The following is a 15,648-nucleotide window of genomic DNA, read 5'->3' as shown; positions in this document are numbered from 1 at the left end:
AGGATGACAGATGCACAAAGATAGCAAAGCAGAGCGCATCAAGCGAATGAATATTCCCGCTGTTGATGTTCCGCAGGAGATTGCAGACAGAGTTCCACCTGGACAGGCTGTCACAGAGAGATTTCCCATTCTTCACGAAGGTGAAGTGCCGAAATACGATATGTCCACATGGTCGCTGCGTGTGTTCGGTGAGGTTGCGGAGGAGAAGTCGTTTAGCTATGAAGAATTGCTTGCGTTACCTCGGACACAAATCGTCTGCGACATTCATTGCGTGACGCGTTGGTCTAAGCTGGATACGGTTTGGGAAGGCGTGCTCTTCCGAGATTTCCTTAAGCTTATCAACGTTAAGCCAGAAGGTAAGTATGTGATGCTGCATGCTGATAATGAGTATGAAACGAACGTTCCGCTCACGGACCTAATGGGAGATCACATTTTGCTGGCCATGAGCTATGACGGCAAACCGCTTACGCCTAAACATGGTTGGCCGCTTCGTCTGCTCGTACCGCATTTATATTTCTGGAAAAGCGCCAAATGGATTCAGGGTATTGAATTCATGAAAGAAGACCGTGAAGGATTCTGGGAGCGTAATGGGTTCCATAATGTCGCAGATCCGTTTCAAGAACAGCGCTTCTCGGGGGAAGCGATTCCGATTCCGGAAGACGAGTGGGTTAGAAAGGAGTTCGATTAAATTGAAATTATCCATTTTACAGGTAAACACAGAGGATTTGAGTCCATACGCGATTGTTTGCGGGGATCCATTCCGAGCAGAAGCTATCGCACGTAAGTTGGACAATGTTCGTGAGCTGGCCTTCAGCAGAGAATACCGGACTTTCGTTGGTGAAGCGTCTGGCGTAGCGATTACCGTTGTCAGCCATGGCGTTGGGTCGCCAGGAGCTGCGGTTTGCTTTGAAGAGTTGATCAAAGGCGGCGTAAAGACGTTGATTCGTGTTGGAACCGCAGGCTCTTACTCGGCAGAAGTCCCTCCGGGGAGCTTGGTAGTGAGCACGGCAGCGGTTCGGGAAGATGGCTTGACACGTCAGTTGGTACCGCTAGGCTTCCCGGCAGTAGCCGATTCAGATGTTGTACGGGCACTGTTTGAAGCTGCAAGCGAGACAGACGGTCTGGTGAAAAAGGGAATTACCGTCACGTTGGATGCCTTTTTCCAAGGTGTGGAGGAATTCCCTCATCGGAAATACAAGCAGGCGGGCGCCTTGGCTGTTGAGATGGAAATCTCTGCGTTATACGTCATTGCAGCACTCCGCGGAGTGCGGGCCGGAGCGATAGTCGCATTGGATGGTTACGCAGATGCGGATCTGAGAGAAGTGTATGATCCACATACAGATGTGGTTTCTGGTGCTGTTGAGCGGGAAATTGATGCTGCTATACGTGCTATAGTTAAATTGAACCAGTAAGATGTACAAAATAGAAAAGAGGTCAATCAGCGTAAGCTGGCTGACCTCTTTTTGCTACTGCGTCTGACTTATCTGTGGTACCAGCCGCTCGGCTGAAGATTCCCTTTCCTTACCTGCGGTTAACATCAAAAATGTGCTTGAACTGATTGAATTTATCCACCGCTTGCGCACGGGATTTCACGCCTAATTTCTCGTAAATTTTCCGAACATAATTATCGACCGTACGTTTGCTCATATGTACTTCATCCGCCATCTGTTCATTGGTTAAGCCTTGAACAATCATCGTCATCATATTCACTTCATCATCGTCCAATAAATCCGTCTGGTGCAAATTCCCGCTCGATACTCTCATCTTGTGGAAAACAGGAACAGGTACAACTGTAAAGTTCTCCATCAACAGAGTGACCAAGCTCTTGATGAGCGTCCCGCTGGACTCCTTAGAGATGACCGCGCTAACCTCCAGCCCAATCAAATGGTTATAGAGATGTGATAATTCGATGCCGGAGAAGATAACGAGATGTGTCGTGGGATATTTACCTTTAATGATCTTGGCAACTTCATCTCCGTACTGATCCGGCAAATTAAAGTCCAGAAATACAATATCCGGCACATGCAAGTCCACAAGTTCTAGGCATTGTTTGGCATTGCCTGCAATCCCGACAATTTGCACGCCGTCAATTTGTTTGAGCGTACTGGAAGTTGCCTCAGCCATTAAAGGGTGATCATCTACGATTAAAATTTTTGATTGCTTGTTCATGCAGTACTTCCTTCCTGAGTAGGTATGGGAATCCGAATGGTGAGTTCAACGCCGCTTCCCCGATCGGAGAGAAGCTCTAGATGTCCACTCAAATGTAAAACACGGCTTTTCATCTGCTCTAGTCCAAAGCTGGTGTTAGCAATAGTTCGTTGTCTTTTGTCCTTAGCGAGAGCGTGCGGGTCAATGCCAACCCCATCATCCCGATAAAATAAACACAAGTTATCATCAGCGACAGCCAGTTTAATGATGACTTTGGAGGCGTTTGAGTGTTTCTTGGCATTGTGCATAAGTTCTTGAAAGATACGGAAAATATGCTTTTTAATATCAATATCGAGCCTTTCAATGATCAAAGTGCCATCCACGTGGAATTGCGTTTCATATTCGTTTAAGCCAATATCCAGATCCAATGTCGCTTGTATGGTTTGAATTAACCCAATATTTTGAAGCAAATGAGGATTTAATTCAAAGCAGCTTTGACGCAAGCTTTCATTAACCAGATCCAGGTGTTTGATCGCTTGAACCACTTGCTGTTGATCCTCGTTATTATTGATAAAAGAAATTAATCTTCTACGTACTAATAAAATGTCCTGCATTGTCGTGTCATGCAGATCCGTAGCAAGCCTGTATCGTTCTTGTTCCTGTAGTTCAAAAAGCGATTTGCGAAGCCAAACAACGTCCTGTCCAGCCTCCTCATTCGGAATTTGCGAAGCCAGATCATGCAGTTTAACCGTTAATTTACGGATCAGATAGATATTTTCCAAGCTTACCGCCAAATAAGAAATGATCAGGCTTAACCACTGGCGTTCCTCCAGACTTAGCAGGGTGTTGGTTTTTTTTCTTGCTGTGACTAAGTAGCAGGAGTACTCTTCGTTTTGATTAATAACAAAAATAGAATATTTCGAGTCATCCAATCGATTTTCACGCAAGTATTGTTCGATTTCGTTTAAATCCAAAACGCCTTCGCCAATGGTTTCCATGGAATGCGGGTATTGAAAAACGATGGCCCCACCGTAGACGTTGAGGGTACTTACGATATCTACCAGAATAATATCTTTTAATTCGCGAAAACTCGTAATGGTCCGCAAGTTTCTTGCAATTTTCTTAAGGGCAAGCTGCAAGTAAAACTTTTTGGGAAACATGATAGCATCCAGTTTTGTGACAAAATATTCAAGTACATAAAGCAAGAAGGAAATGGTTGTTAAAATAAATAAGAAGCTTAACGACATGTTTTTCACAGTGACTTCATTACTAAAGATCAAAGCGATCATGAGCACGATTAAAGTAGTTGGCACCATTGAAATAAGCGACGTGTACAGAATGCGGCGAAGCAAGATATGAATATCAAACAATTGCTTGGTGACGATGATATAAGTAAACGATAATGGAAAGAACACCACAAAATATCCCGTATAAAGCGATTTAACGAGCGGCGCTCCTGTGAACAAAATGGGTAGGAAAGATAGAAAAGCTAACGGCGCAGTCGAAATAAAGAGGGCGAACCAGACAAGCTTGATAATGGCCTGTATGGAAGAATTCTCCCGTCGATATTTGAAAAACACATAAAATAATAATCCGATATTCAGTAAGAACCCGCACAAAAATAAAAGTAGGACACAGCGATAGTCTAATATATAAAACTTATATGTGTCCAGCGGCGTGAAATAGATGCATCTACCAATAAAAGTGAGAAACATGAAGCTATAGACATATTTCAAATAGGCGGTTGGCAGTGAGACGCCGCTTTTTTCTTTGAAAAATAAAGTAAGAAAATGAACGAAGACAAATGGCATGATCATCACAAGATTGCTAATCAGCACTTTCGCCAAACTATCTCCGCGAGCGGAAGGGGGGATGCACATGAAAATGATGCCTACAATGAGAAAAACAAGCGATAGCAGACGAGCTGATTTGGAGTGGGGTATTTTCCACAGGATCATAAAAGACACACAAAGACAAATAATTTCTCCGAACAAAGAGATAAAGTCGAAAGCAGGTTGAACAATCTGTTCTAATGAAATCGTTATTTGCCGGTCATTCCTGGAGATGGTAATCGTATCCGCTTGCTCGATCGTGGCCCATTTTTGGACAATGTTGTTTTCGTTAGGGGCTTTTCCGTTTACAGCAACGATTTTGTCGCCAACTTGAAGTCCCAGCTCCAATCGGATGTTGTTTTCTTGAAACGATTTGATATGCCATTCCATTAGTTCATTTCGCTGTAATTGAATTCCGAAGAATGTGTATTGGAAGGTGACGAATAAAAACCAAATCTGCAAGCCTGCTAAACAAAAAGATAGAAGAATTTTATATAATTTGTGATTCAATCACTATATCTTCCTCTCATTCACTGCTATAATAGCAGTTGTTACTTAATTTGGGTGAATTAGGGGGTATGTGTATGATTAGTGCAACATGGTCACCGGATTTATCAACCACCATTGCTTCTTTGAAAAAATTGGGTTTGAGCGAAAGATTGTCCGCACTTCAAGGTCTGACAGGTGTTTCGGGTTGCGAAAAACAGGCAATTATGAAAACGTTTACCAATTCTAGAAAGAACGAACCGAAAGAAGAATTTTGGTTTTAGTTCATGTACACCGTTACTTAATTTTACCAAATCTCTCAAAAAGATTGCAATTAGATTTTTAAAATCTAGCTGCTATCTTTTTTTTTGCGCAAAAAAATGTGCGTTTATTTGAGAATCGGAGGTGTATTTACGAAAATAATTATTGCGCTGATATTTAGAGCGCTTCGATATATGATGTAAGTAGGCAATTTTCCAAAATCATGTAAATAAGGAGGGATTTCATAATGAATAACGAACAGTTTGAATTTATGTTTGATACGGTGTTAACGGATGTTGTTAAACAAACCTACAGCACGCTTTCCCTGCCCTCAAAAGAACAAATCCAAATTTCCATGAAAAAGATGATGGATATGATCGAAGCGAATCACCGGTGGAATACTGGGAATGAGCGATAAGAAGATGAATCGGTGGAGTACTTACGAACCTTTGGCTGCTGAGCTAGGCGGTAAACAAATCGCCGATCTGGTCGTAACCGGTCATGCTCATTCCCGATTTGGCGAGCGCGTTACGCATGAAAAAGCGAATCTCGAAGAGGTTAACTTATTTGTACGGAAGAAGCTTGAAGATGAGCGAATTAAGCCCAGTAACGGCAACGAACCGACGATGTTTATCATTGATGATGATGTAGAGATGGTGGCTGAATTTGAGCTGATGGAAGAAAATGAGCTTCGTGCAGGCCATTCACGGTATAAAATGATCGTCGTTACCTTCCTAGGACGCTTGTCTGATAACAGTGAATATACGGATTTACAATCTTAATATAAATTTCAAAATGGTTGGACAGAGCAATTCTGTCTGATCATTTTTATTTATAAGGGACCTTTGAACTAAATTCCTGTTCATAGAAGAAGGATTTTCCATATCATTGTCGAAACAATTGTCGAAAACAATCGAAATAGATGATGAGGATAAGGGGAATATCATATGTTACATAGTGTTCGATGGTTCAGAAAACACTTGGTAGTTCGTATTGTAGCCGCTGTTATGATTGTTGTTTTGGCACTGTCCGCCGGTTATATCACCATGGAATTCCGCAATGCCAAACATGCGGGGAAGGAAGCGATAGCTAGTTACGGTATTCGGCTTTCAGATAGCTATACCAAAGGAATGGATATTGGCCAAATCGAACAATTTTTGAAAGACCCCAAGGAAAATGATCTCTATTGGCAAATAAGACAGCAGCTGGATACATATCGTACGCAAATCGGAGCGCTATATGTCTATTTGGTTCGTTTCGATGACCAGCACAAACCTCTCATTATGATCGATGGACAGCCTAAGGGGTCGGACGTCGCATCTCCCATCAATGAGGAGACGGACATCGCGGCAACGGAAGTTGAAACACTGTTGAAGGGCGTTTCGGCAAGCTCGGCGATTATCGATAATCCGAAATACGGGAAATACATCTCAACCTATACCCCTGTGAAAAATGCCGAGGGCAAAGTGATTGCTGTTCTTGGCATTGATACGGAGGCGGGCGTGACGGAGCAAATTTCCGCCAGTGTCATTAAAAGCAATCTGCCGATTTATGGATTGATGCTTGTTCTCACCATACTTGGACTTGGACTTGTTACGCTCGTAGTCACCCGTGCCCTTCTTCCTTTGCAATGGATTGGGGCAGGTGCGGAGAGCATAGCAAAAGGAGACTTCTTAAGCGCAAGAAAGCAATTAGCTGCTAATCCGGTTCGCTCTATCGATGAAATCGGAACCGTATACCGCGCGATGATGAAGATGTCTAACGACATTAATGATATGCTGCGAACGATTGTATCGCAGGTCTCGCATACGTCGGAGCAGTTTGTAGTGACCACGCAGCATTTCAATGTGCAAGCTCACCGTTTGCTGGAGATGAATACGAATGTGAATACATCCCTCCAAGTGGTGGCTGACGGCGCTAATACCGTACAGTTCAGCACCAACGAGAGCGCTCGGTCCATGGAAGAAATGGCGACGGCTATTCACCGCATTTCCGAAGCTTCCTTGACCGTTGCCGACGCATCCAACAACGCGCTGCAAAGCGCGCAATCGGGGCAATCGATCGTTCAGAACATGAACGGACAATTCGTGACGATTACGACAGCTACGCAAGAAGCAATCGATCGTGCGGCCTCCCTTCGCGGCCACTCGAAGGAGATCGGTATTGCCTTATCCGCCATTTCCGATATCTCGGAGCAAACGAAATTGTTGGCCTTGAACGCGTCGATCGAAGCCGCAAGAGCCGGCGAACATGGAGCGGGCTTCGCGGTCGTAGCCGGAGAAGTGCGCAAGCTGGCGGATCACGCTGCGGAATCGGCGAAGCTGATCGCGTCCTTATTGCAAAATATTCATCGTGAGACTGAGCGTATGGGAGAGGCGATGGAAGCAGGTCGGAGCGAAATTCAAACGGGCGCTGATCTTTCCAGAAAAGCAGAAGAGTTTTTCCGTCATATTGTGGAACAATTCCGCTTCGTTTCCCATCAGATCCAGGAGATATCTTCGGTAACGGAAGAAATGTCTGCGGGTTCTGAGGAAGTCGCAGCTTCCGTTGTCGATATTGCGCATATTGCGAAATCATCATCGGACGGCACAACGAACATCCATAAGTTGACCCATGAGCAGCTCAAAATAGCGCAAGAAATCGCTGATTCGGCAGATGCGCTAAGCGGGCTTACAGATGAAATGCGAAAGTCTATCGATCAAATCAAGGTATAGTTGAATGAGAAACAGCCTCTCTGGATGAGAGGCTGTTTTGTTACTTCCTACCTTTACTGGCTTTGCTTGCTCACCCAGAACGTTACACTATCGCCCTGGAATCCTTTGGTCCCAGGCTGAGGGTCTTGCTTAAAGACCGTACCGTCAGGAGAATTACTTGCTTCAATGACAAAATTATAGCGTAGTCTCAAGGCTAGGGCTTCTTGTTCAGCATCAGCAAGAGCTTTCCCAAGCAGATTGGGGATCTCTACCTCCACTGGCTGCTTATTGGCATCGCCAACTGTTTTCGTTGGTACAGGCGTGGGGGTTGGGGTACTCGTCTGTGGAGTCGGCGTAGCGGTCTGCACAGGCGTATTAACAACAGGCTGCTTCTTCTCTGAAGAAGGCCAAAGGATCCAACCGGCAATAGCCACAACGAACACGGCAGATGCTCCGATACCAACTTTACGTAGCCGGTTCTTTGTGTAACTTTGCTCGGTTTCTTCGTCCTCATCCATATCCTCTTCCTCGTTGGCGGCCACCTGCGCCTTCTGAGATCGGGATGGGCGATGAATGGGTGAGGCGAAAGCTTCTTCCTTGAAGCTGGAAGGCTGCAAGCTGCGCAAACCAAATACGAAGGAGGATAGGGAAGCTTGGCCTTGACAGATGAGCTTCACTAGCTTGATGAGGGCAGCTTTCTGCTCGGGAGTAGCCGAAGGGATAGGCGTACGCTCTAACTGCGTATGAATTACTTCAAACGGAGTTGTACTCGGCTGCGTGCCGCTAAAGAGTTGAAGCATCAAGCGGCAGAGCCCGATTGCGCCTTGTGCCTGCGCATCCCCCTCGTCCCAATAATTGATAACAGTAAGCTTATAATGATCATCTAGCCACAGGTTTTCGGCGGCTACGGAGAATCCGGTAATCCGTTCCTCCAAAGCATCGAGCAAAGAGACTCCCAGATCTGCGATCATCGTGATGATTTGATGGAATGTCCACGGTTGTTTATGGATGACGCGAGAAAATAATGCTCCTGGCTTAGCTTGTAAAATAATGGTTACAGAATCTTCTTCTACGGAAGTGTCCAGAATATGCTGAAAACCGTCGTGGATGAAAGCAGCCTTGTGATGAAGAGTTCGCATATAATCTGCGCCAATCTGTCCGGGAACAAGCTTTATGTTATAAAGAAGAACTTTACGAGTCAGAAATACATCTTCTCCATCATGAAGAGTGCCCTGAGGTAAACTGATGATCCGGGTTCCCGGTATGTATCGTGTACCCATCTTGTTATGCATGGAATATCCATCCTCTCTTGATGGCATCATATGAGCATTGCCTATATTATATATGATTCGGTGAGATATAGGAATTTTGGTATCTTGTTTGCTGCAATAACAATAGAAAAGCGAATTTTTTAGTTAAAGATTATGATGATCGTTCGGAATAGGCGGGGTGAAAATAGGAGTAAAGTCGAGTTAAGATCAAGAGGTGAAGCTAATTCCTTCATAGACTTTACTGTACACCTTTTTGCCTGGTTTTGGAACAAGGCTTTAGAAAATTAAACGAGAATTTTATATTTCATAGCTTATCCAGGCTACAATACATGCGAAAAAAATAACAAGACCTAATTTTGCTGGAAAAGGGTAACGTTTTTCAGTTTTTTTCTATTTCTATTGAACCAAAAGTCTATGATTCGAATTGCCTAGATGGTATGATAGTTTACAGATAATTTTACAATATGATCCAAATCGAGGGGGAATTATGGTGAAAAAAGTCGCAATTTTGGGTGGCGGCGTCGCTGGAATGAGCGCAGCGCATGAATTAATCACAAGAGGTTATGAGGTATCGGTCTATGAATTTAAGACTATACCCGGCGGAAAAGCAAGAAGCATGCCGTATGTAGGAAGCGGAACTGACGGGAGAAGAGATCTCCCAGGCGAACATGGCTTCCGATTGTTTCCACGTTTTTACAGACATGTAATTGATACTATACAACATATTCCCTATGAAAACGGAACCGTGTATGATAATTTAATGGAAGTGACAAGACTCGATATTGCGACTTTCACGGCACCTTTGCTTCCATTGCTCGCGAAGATTGAGTTCAGCCTTGATAACTTCCTGGTTGTTATCCGCGATCTTTTCGATAATAATCTGGGTTTGACAATGGACGACATGGAGCAGTATGGACGTAAGTTATGGCAAGTTATGACCTCCTGCGAGGAGCGTATCCGCGAGGAATATAACCTGATCGATTGGTGGACATTCATCGAGGCCGAGCAGCAATCCCCTGCTTTCCAGAAAATATTTGCAGGTTTCACCAAAACCCTTGTTGCCTGCCAATCCAAGATTGCCAACACGCAAACCGTAGGTCCAGTAGCTACACAGATGACTTTGGACATCACAACGCCAGGGACGAGCTTTGTCCGGCTTCTGAACGGTCCCACGAATGACAAATGGGTGAACCCGTGGTTATCCTTTTTAACAGAAAAAGGCGTTGATTATCACTTGGCTGCAAAAGTAGAGAGCATCGAGTGTGTTGACGGAGTCATTCGCAGCGCGAAGGTGACGGAGAACGGACAAACGTTTGACGTTGAAGCGGATTACTACATTGCTGCATTCCCGGTAGAGGTGATGGGGAAATTCATCACTGGCGCAATGCTGGAAGCAGATCCAAAGCTTGCCGGCGTTCAAAAGTTGGTTGATTCTGTGGCGTGGATGAACGGGATCCAGTATTATTTGAAAGAGGATGTTAAGATTACGCACGGCCATGTCATTTACTTGGATGCGCCTTGGTCGCTCACATCTGTTTCGCAGAAACAATTCTGGCCTGATGTTCATCTGAGCGAGTATGGCGACGGTACGGTTAAAGGTATACTGTCCGTTGATATTTCCGATTGGGATACGCCAGGGATTCTATATGGTAAACCAGCTACACATTGTACGGCTGAAGAAATTAAAGAGGAAGTCTGGGCACAGATGAAGAAAAGCTTGAATGTGGACGGCGCCGTCATTTTGGAGGACGAAGTTCTGCATTCCTGGTTCCTGGATACCGATATCCAATTTGATAATCCTGATCACGCCTGCACGAATATGGAGCCGCTGCTGATTAACCGCGTAGGAACTTGGGATTACCGTCCAGAAGCTTATACGGCTATTCCGAATTTGTTCCTGGCGGCGGACTACGTTCGTACGAATACGAACCTTGCCACGATGGAAGGCGCCAATGAAGCGGCGCGCCGTGCGGTGAATGCGATTCTCGAACGAGACGGTTCGAAGGAAAAGCCATGTAAGATTTGGGAAATGTACACCTTTGAGCTGGGGCACCTCGACATATTGAAGCCGTATCATATGCATGACAAGCACCGTTTTGAGAAGGGACTTCCTTGGGACGGCAAGATTTTAGGTTTGTAATACATAGCAGATCACATATCACTCCAGGCCAACGCGCTCCTTGATTGTTAAGGGGCGTTTGTCTGTGAAAGTACCTGGCAGCAAGTTTTACTAGGAGGATTTTATGTTAATTTTGCCGGAATTTGAATTGATTAGACAGATTTATCAGGGCGACCGGACCGTGCTGTTCCGAGCCATCCATAAGCCGACTATGGAAAAAGTCATTATCAAAACCCTTCGGTCGGATTTTCCGGTTTCTGCGGATGTAGCACGACTGAAGCGAGAATACGAAATTGGCAAAATGCTCGACATCGCCGGCATTGTGAAACCGCTGGGGCTGCCTAAATATCAGAACAGCATCGCGCTTGTTTTGGAGGACTTTGACGGCGACACCTTATCGGCTTACTTTCCTTTGTTTCGCCAGTCGCTTCAGGCTTTCTTAACGGCTGCGATTCAGTTGGTCAAAATCGTCGGGAATATTCATCAGCGATATGTGATACACAAAGATATTAAGCCAAGCAACATCATTACGAATCCTGATAAAAAGATTATGAAACTGGCAGATTTCAGCATCTCCTCCTTTACCAGAGAGCGCCAGGAAATGTTAGATCCGCATCAACTTGAAGGAACACTGAGTTATATGTCCCCGGAACAAACAGGCCGCATGAATCGGATTATCGATTATCGCTCGGACTATTATTCGCTAGGGGTTACTTTTTACGAAATGCTCACGGGCCGGCTTCCTTTTCAAACCGAAGATCCGGTGGAGATGATTCATTGCCATTTTGCAGTGACGCCGATTTCTCCTGACAACATAAGAATGGACATACCGAAGCCGCTTGCGGAGATTGTCATGAAACTCCTGGCCAAAAACGCCGAAGACCGCTATCAAAGTGCTTACGGGATCATTCAGGACCTTGAGCATTGTCTGATGATGGTCAATGCGCCGGACGAAATCCAAGACTTCACCATTGGTCTCTACGATATGACCGATATGTTCCAAATCCCGCAGGGGTTATACGGGCGTTCCCAGGAAATCGAAAAGCTGCTGCATGTCTATTCGCGCGCGATTCATGGCTCCGTAGAAGCCGTGTGGGTGACGGGGGAGTCCGGTTACGGCAAATCGTTCCTTATCGCGGAGACGATGAAGACGGTGATGAAGGACAATAGCTGGTTCTTGGCCGGGCGTTTTGAACCCGGCAAACAGCATGTCTCCTACCACGCGCTATCGAGAGCGCTTCGGCAGCTGGTCCGTCAGCTTCTGACCGAGAAGGACCAACAAATCGAAGAGTACCGAGGACAGCTGCTCAAAGTGCTGGGAACGAGCGGTAAAGTATTAACCGATCTCATTCCGGAGCTGGATCTGCTGATCGGCGAACAGCCTAATGCGAAGCAGCTCCCGCCGCAAGAAACGCAAAACCGGTTGCATTTCTTATTACAGCAATTTTTGCTTATCTTTTGCTCGAAAGACAGGCCTATCGTCTTGTTTCTTGACGACTTGCAATGGGCGGATGCGGCCTCCTTGCAGTTTATCGATCTGCTTCTAAACGATTCACAGATGAGGCATTTCCTATTTATTGGGGCTTACCGAAGCGAACACGATACCAATTGGTTATCCTCCACACATGTTCAACTGCTCGATAAGCTGCCGGAGCGGCTTGTTGCGGAACGCATTGTGCTGAAAGCACTGGAAATCGGCGATGTCAAGCAGTTGGTTGCGGAGTCATTAAAGACGGAAAACCATCAAGTAGCCGAGTTGGCTCAGCTGATCCTGCAGAAAACAGGAGGCAATCCCTTCTTCGTTAAGCAATTCCTAACAGCCTTATACGAGCAAAATTTGCTTACCTACAGCTACGAAGCCAATCGATGGATTTGGGATATGAATGAAATTCAAAAGTTGCGAATTACAGACAATCTCATGTTCCTTTTGGCGGAAAAATTGCTGCGTATGCCGTCCAGAACGCAATATTTATTGCGTCAGGCAGCCTGCTTAGGTGCAACCTTTGATCTCGAGGCGCTTGGCATCATTGCGATGACGTCATTTGAGGAAGTTTTACAGGAACTGGAAGTTTCCATTCAGACGGGTTTGATCATCCCCGTGGGTACGGATTATAAATTTTATACGGATTCGCAAGGCAATTCCGCCGCTCAAGACATTCGCTTCATGTTCGTGCATGATTCCATCCAGGAAGCTGTATACGGTTCGATCGAACAAGCCGATCTGCCTGAGACCCATTTGCATATTGCGCGCAAGCTGCTGGAGTTTTTGCCAGAAGCACAAATTGAGCAGCGCTTATTCGATATTATCAACCATATGAACTTAGGTTCCGAGTTGTTGAAAGATCGCCAGGAGCTTGTCAGTCTGCTCGAGTTTAACTTGCGGGCTGGCCGTAAAGCGAAATCTTCGAATGCCTATCGTTCTGCGCTGCAATATTACAACAAAGCTTTGACGTTATTGAATCTGGTAGAAAATAAGGAGCTGGAGGATCTCAGCTTCTCGATTCGGCTGGAAAAGTCCGAAGTCCTGTATTTGAACGGCCAAGCGGATGAAGCGGAAACTTCCTATGGGCAGCTGCTCCTGGATGCCCGAACGAATGAGTTAAAGCTGGAAGTGTATAACTTACAGGTTATTTTGTACACCAACGTCGGAAAGCAGCGTAAAAGTGTCGAGGTTGGTCTAAAAGCCTTGGCTGAACAAGGGATTCGGATTCCGAGCGAACCGACGAGCGCGAATATTTTTCTGGCTTATCTCAATCTCAAAGCAAAGATTGGGCGCAAAAATACGCTGCAGCTGTATGATCTGCCCATCATGGAGGATGAATACCGCTTCAAGTTGATGAGTTTGATGATGAGTATTGCTGTATCGGCCTATTTTGTAAATACGAACTTATTCGTGCTTTTCATGTTCATCATGACCAAACACGCGCTAAAATACGGCAATACGCCGGTTATGGCCTACGTGTACGGTTCCTATGGATTAATCCTTGGCTCAGGTTTCGGTGATTATCAGTTAGGCTACCAGTACGGCCAGCTTGGCGAGAGATTGAATGCCCGTTTCCAATCCCATCAATACCGCAGTAAAAGCCACTTTTCCTTCGGGTTGTTTGTTACACCGTGGGTCAAACCGCTGCAAGTTAGCTTGGAGCATTTGAATGAGTCGTTCAAAAGCGGAATTGAAGACGGAGATCTGGTTTTCGCAGGCTACGCACTGACCTACCAGGTGTTGGCTAAGGATTTTCAGGGCGTGGCGCTTCCGGAAGTGCAAGAAGATCTGAATAAGCACTATCGTATCCTGGAGCAAACCAACCATCATGACACTCTGCTTATGTTAGAAATGCTGCGTATGGTGATTCAGAATCTGGAAGGAAAAGCCGGAAATCCCCTGATCGTCGGTACGGACGAAGCAGCGGAAGAGCGGTTTGTCCAAAAGCTGATTATCCACCCGAATCAAGTCATTTTACATGAGTATAAGGTTAAAAAAATGATGCTGTATTTTTTGTTCGGTCAATACGACGCTGCTCTAAAGACGGGCAAAGAAGCAGAGCCGATGCAGTCTGTCTCTTTCGGATTGTTCCACATTCCCGAGAACTATTTCTATTATGTTTTATCCATTGCCGCTGTGTATAAGGATGCAACCATCTTTGAGCAGAAGCTTTACGCCAAGCAAATAGGTAAAATGCTGCGCAAAATGGACAAGTGGGCGACCCACTGTCCAGAAAACTTCCTGCATCTCAGCTCCTTGATGCGTGCCGAGTGGAGCCGTGTCACGGGGAATTTCCAGAAAGCCGAGCAGGACTATGAGTTGTCCATCCGGCAAGCAAGGGAGCAGGGCTTCATTCAGCATGAAGCGATCGCCTGCGAGTTGGCGGGGAGGCTCTACAAAGATGCCGGCCGCGAGAAGATCGCTAAGACTTACTTCATTGATGCTTATTATGGCTATTTAAGCTGGGGAGCTAAAGCGAAAGCCGATGAGTTGAAGCTGCGTTATCCAAACTATTTGACCTCACTGAAGGAGCAGCAGGACTGGAGTACGACGAATATCAGTGACTATTCGCTGCAGGCGTTGGATTTTATGACGATTATGAATACGTCAAGGTCCTTATCCAGTGAAGTCAATTTGGAGCAGCTTATCAAACGGTTGATGGAAATCGTTACTTATTCATCAGGCGCAGAGCGAAGCATCCTTGTTCTGAAGGAGAAGGAAAGCCTGTATGTCGAGGCGGAAATGCTAGCGACGGAAGGCAAAGATTCCTGTACGGTGAGTTCGGTCGCTCTGGAAACACGGGAAGATCTTCCGGCCGCTGTGATTCATTTCGTTGCCCGGACCAAGGAAGGCGTCGTGCTGGATGATGCCGCGAATAAAGGAATCTTCACGCATGATCCTTACATTCGCGCCGCTGAGGGTAAATCAATTTTCTGTGAACCGATTCTGCATCAGGGCAATCTCGTCGGCGTCTTTTATCTGGAAAATAATTTGATTCGCAATGCGTTTACGTCGGACCGCCTTGATATTATCAAGCTGCTGTCCGCACAGGCGGCAATTTCGATTGAAAATGCCAGACTGTACAACGACTTGGAATCCAAAGTAAAAGAGCGTACGAATGAATTGATCCTGATGGAGACTTCGCGACGCGACTTGCTCTCGAATATTTCTCACGATTTGGGTACGCCGCTGACTTCCATTCAGGGTTACGTCGAGGCGATTCTTGACGGCGTGATTCAGGAGCCCGAAGAACAAAGAAAGTACCTTTCGGTTGTGCATATGCGCATTGTGGGTATCCAACGCCTGATTACCGATCTTTATCAGCTGAGCCGCTTGGAAACCAAGCAGTTCCATT

Annotated in this window: 10 protein-coding genes and 1 pseudogene; 8 read left to right on the top strand and 3 right to left on the bottom strand. The window is 45.6% G+C overall.

Going from position 1 to position 15,648, the window contains the following annotated elements:
• Positions 1–10 precede the first annotated feature (10 nt).
• Both AC3WTJ_RS24790 and AC3WTJ_RS24785 read left to right on the top strand, forming a co-directional pair.
• Complete coding sequence (locus tag AC3WTJ_RS24790) at positions 11–688, top strand: sulfite oxidase-like oxidoreductase (protein WP_157321953.1); 678 nt, start codon at positions 11–13, stop codon at positions 686–688.
• 1 nt (position 689) lies between these two features.
• A complete protein-coding gene (locus AC3WTJ_RS24785; RefSeq protein ID WP_492524094.1) occupies positions 690–1,412 on the top strand; it encodes a nucleoside phosphorylase in 723 nt (240 codons plus the stop codon).
• Between the two features lie 109 nt (positions 1,413–1,521).
• Here the strand turns inward: AC3WTJ_RS24785 and AC3WTJ_RS24780 are convergent, their stop codons facing one another.
• Both AC3WTJ_RS24780 and AC3WTJ_RS24775 read right to left on the bottom strand, forming a co-directional pair.
• A complete protein-coding gene (locus tag AC3WTJ_RS24780) occupies positions 1,522–2,169 on the bottom strand; it encodes a response regulator transcription factor (protein WP_127450103.1) in 648 nt (215 codons plus the stop codon).
• Positions 2,166–4,490: a sensor histidine kinase gene (locus AC3WTJ_RS24775; RefSeq protein ID WP_492524093.1), complete on the bottom strand. Its 2,325-nt coding sequence runs from the start codon at positions 4,488–4,490 to the stop codon at positions 2,166–2,168. Before AC3WTJ_RS24775 ends, AC3WTJ_RS24780 begins: the two co-directional genes overlap by 4 nt.
• A 74-nt stretch (positions 4,491–4,564) precedes the next feature.
• On the opposite strand from AC3WTJ_RS24775, the gene AC3WTJ_RS24770 reads away from it, so the two are divergent.
• From AC3WTJ_RS24770 to AC3WTJ_RS24755, 4 genes are all read left to right on the top strand, one after another.
• A complete protein-coding gene (locus AC3WTJ_RS24770) occupies positions 4,565–4,750 on the top strand; it encodes a hypothetical protein (protein ID WP_492524092.1) in 186 nt (61 codons plus the stop codon).
• 224 nt (positions 4,751–4,974) lie between these two features.
• On the top strand, positions 4,975–5,145 hold the full coding sequence (locus AC3WTJ_RS24765; protein WP_157321945.1) for a hypothetical protein: 171 nt from the start codon (positions 4,975–4,977) through the stop codon (positions 5,143–5,145).
• A complete protein-coding gene (locus tag AC3WTJ_RS24760) occupies positions 5,135–5,509 on the top strand; it encodes a hypothetical protein (protein WP_492524091.1) in 375 nt (124 codons plus the stop codon). Before AC3WTJ_RS24765 ends, AC3WTJ_RS24760 begins: the two co-directional genes overlap by 11 nt.
• Positions 5,510–5,674: 165 nt before the next feature.
• A complete protein-coding gene (locus AC3WTJ_RS24755; protein ID WP_492524090.1) occupies positions 5,675–7,441 on the top strand; it encodes a methyl-accepting chemotaxis protein in 1,767 nt (588 codons plus the stop codon).
• Between the two features lie 53 nt (positions 7,442–7,494).
• On the opposite strand, the gene AC3WTJ_RS24750 is transcribed toward AC3WTJ_RS24755, so the two are convergent.
• Complete coding sequence (locus AC3WTJ_RS24750; RefSeq protein ID WP_492524089.1) at positions 7,495–8,712, bottom strand: PASTA domain-containing protein; 1,218 nt, start codon at positions 8,710–8,712, stop codon at positions 7,495–7,497.
• A 466-nt stretch (positions 8,713–9,178) separates the two neighbouring features.
• On the opposite strand from AC3WTJ_RS24750, the gene AC3WTJ_RS24745 reads away from it, so the two are divergent.
• Positions 9,179–10,831: a hydroxysqualene dehydroxylase gene (locus tag AC3WTJ_RS24745; RefSeq protein WP_492524088.1), complete on the top strand. Its 1,653-nt coding sequence runs from the start codon at positions 9,179–9,181 to the stop codon at positions 10,829–10,831.
• Positions 10,832–10,934: 103 nt separating this feature from the next.
• A pseudogene (locus AC3WTJ_RS24740) lies at positions 10,935–15,623 on the top strand (AAA family ATPase); the annotation flags it as partial.
• Positions 15,624–15,648: the final 25 nt, after the last annotated feature.

The organism is Paenibacillus sp. FW101-FHT12H11 (assembly GCF_058790355.1).
Note: the sequence above shows the minus strand (reverse complement) of the source record. Positions and strands in the feature narration are given on the sequence as shown.

Coding starts and splice junctions, on each gene's coding strand:
- AC3WTJ_RS24790 (WP_157321953.1), top strand. CDS start 11: ATGCACAAAGATAGCAAAGCAGAGCGCATCAAGCGAATGAATATTCCC.
- AC3WTJ_RS24780 (WP_127450103.1), bottom strand. CDS start 2,169: ATGAACAAGCAATCAAAAATTTTAATCGTAGATGATCACCCTTTAATG.
- AC3WTJ_RS24770 (WP_492524092.1), top strand. CDS start 4,565: ATGATTAGTGCAACATGGTCACCGGATTTATCAACCACCATTGCTTCT.
- AC3WTJ_RS24765 (WP_157321945.1), top strand. CDS start 4,975: ATGAATAACGAACAGTTTGAATTTATGTTTGATACGGTGTTAACGGAT.
- AC3WTJ_RS24760 (WP_492524091.1), top strand. CDS start 5,135: ATGAGCGATAAGAAGATGAATCGGTGGAGTACTTACGAACCTTTGGCT.
- AC3WTJ_RS24755 (WP_492524090.1), top strand. CDS start 5,675: ATGTTACATAGTGTTCGATGGTTCAGAAAACACTTGGTAGTTCGTATT.
- AC3WTJ_RS24750 (WP_492524089.1), bottom strand. CDS start 8,712: ATGCATAACAAGATGGGTACACGATACATACCGGGAACCCGGATCATC.
- AC3WTJ_RS24745 (WP_492524088.1), top strand. CDS start 9,179: ATGGTGAAAAAAGTCGCAATTTTGGGTGGCGGCGTCGCTGGAATGAGC.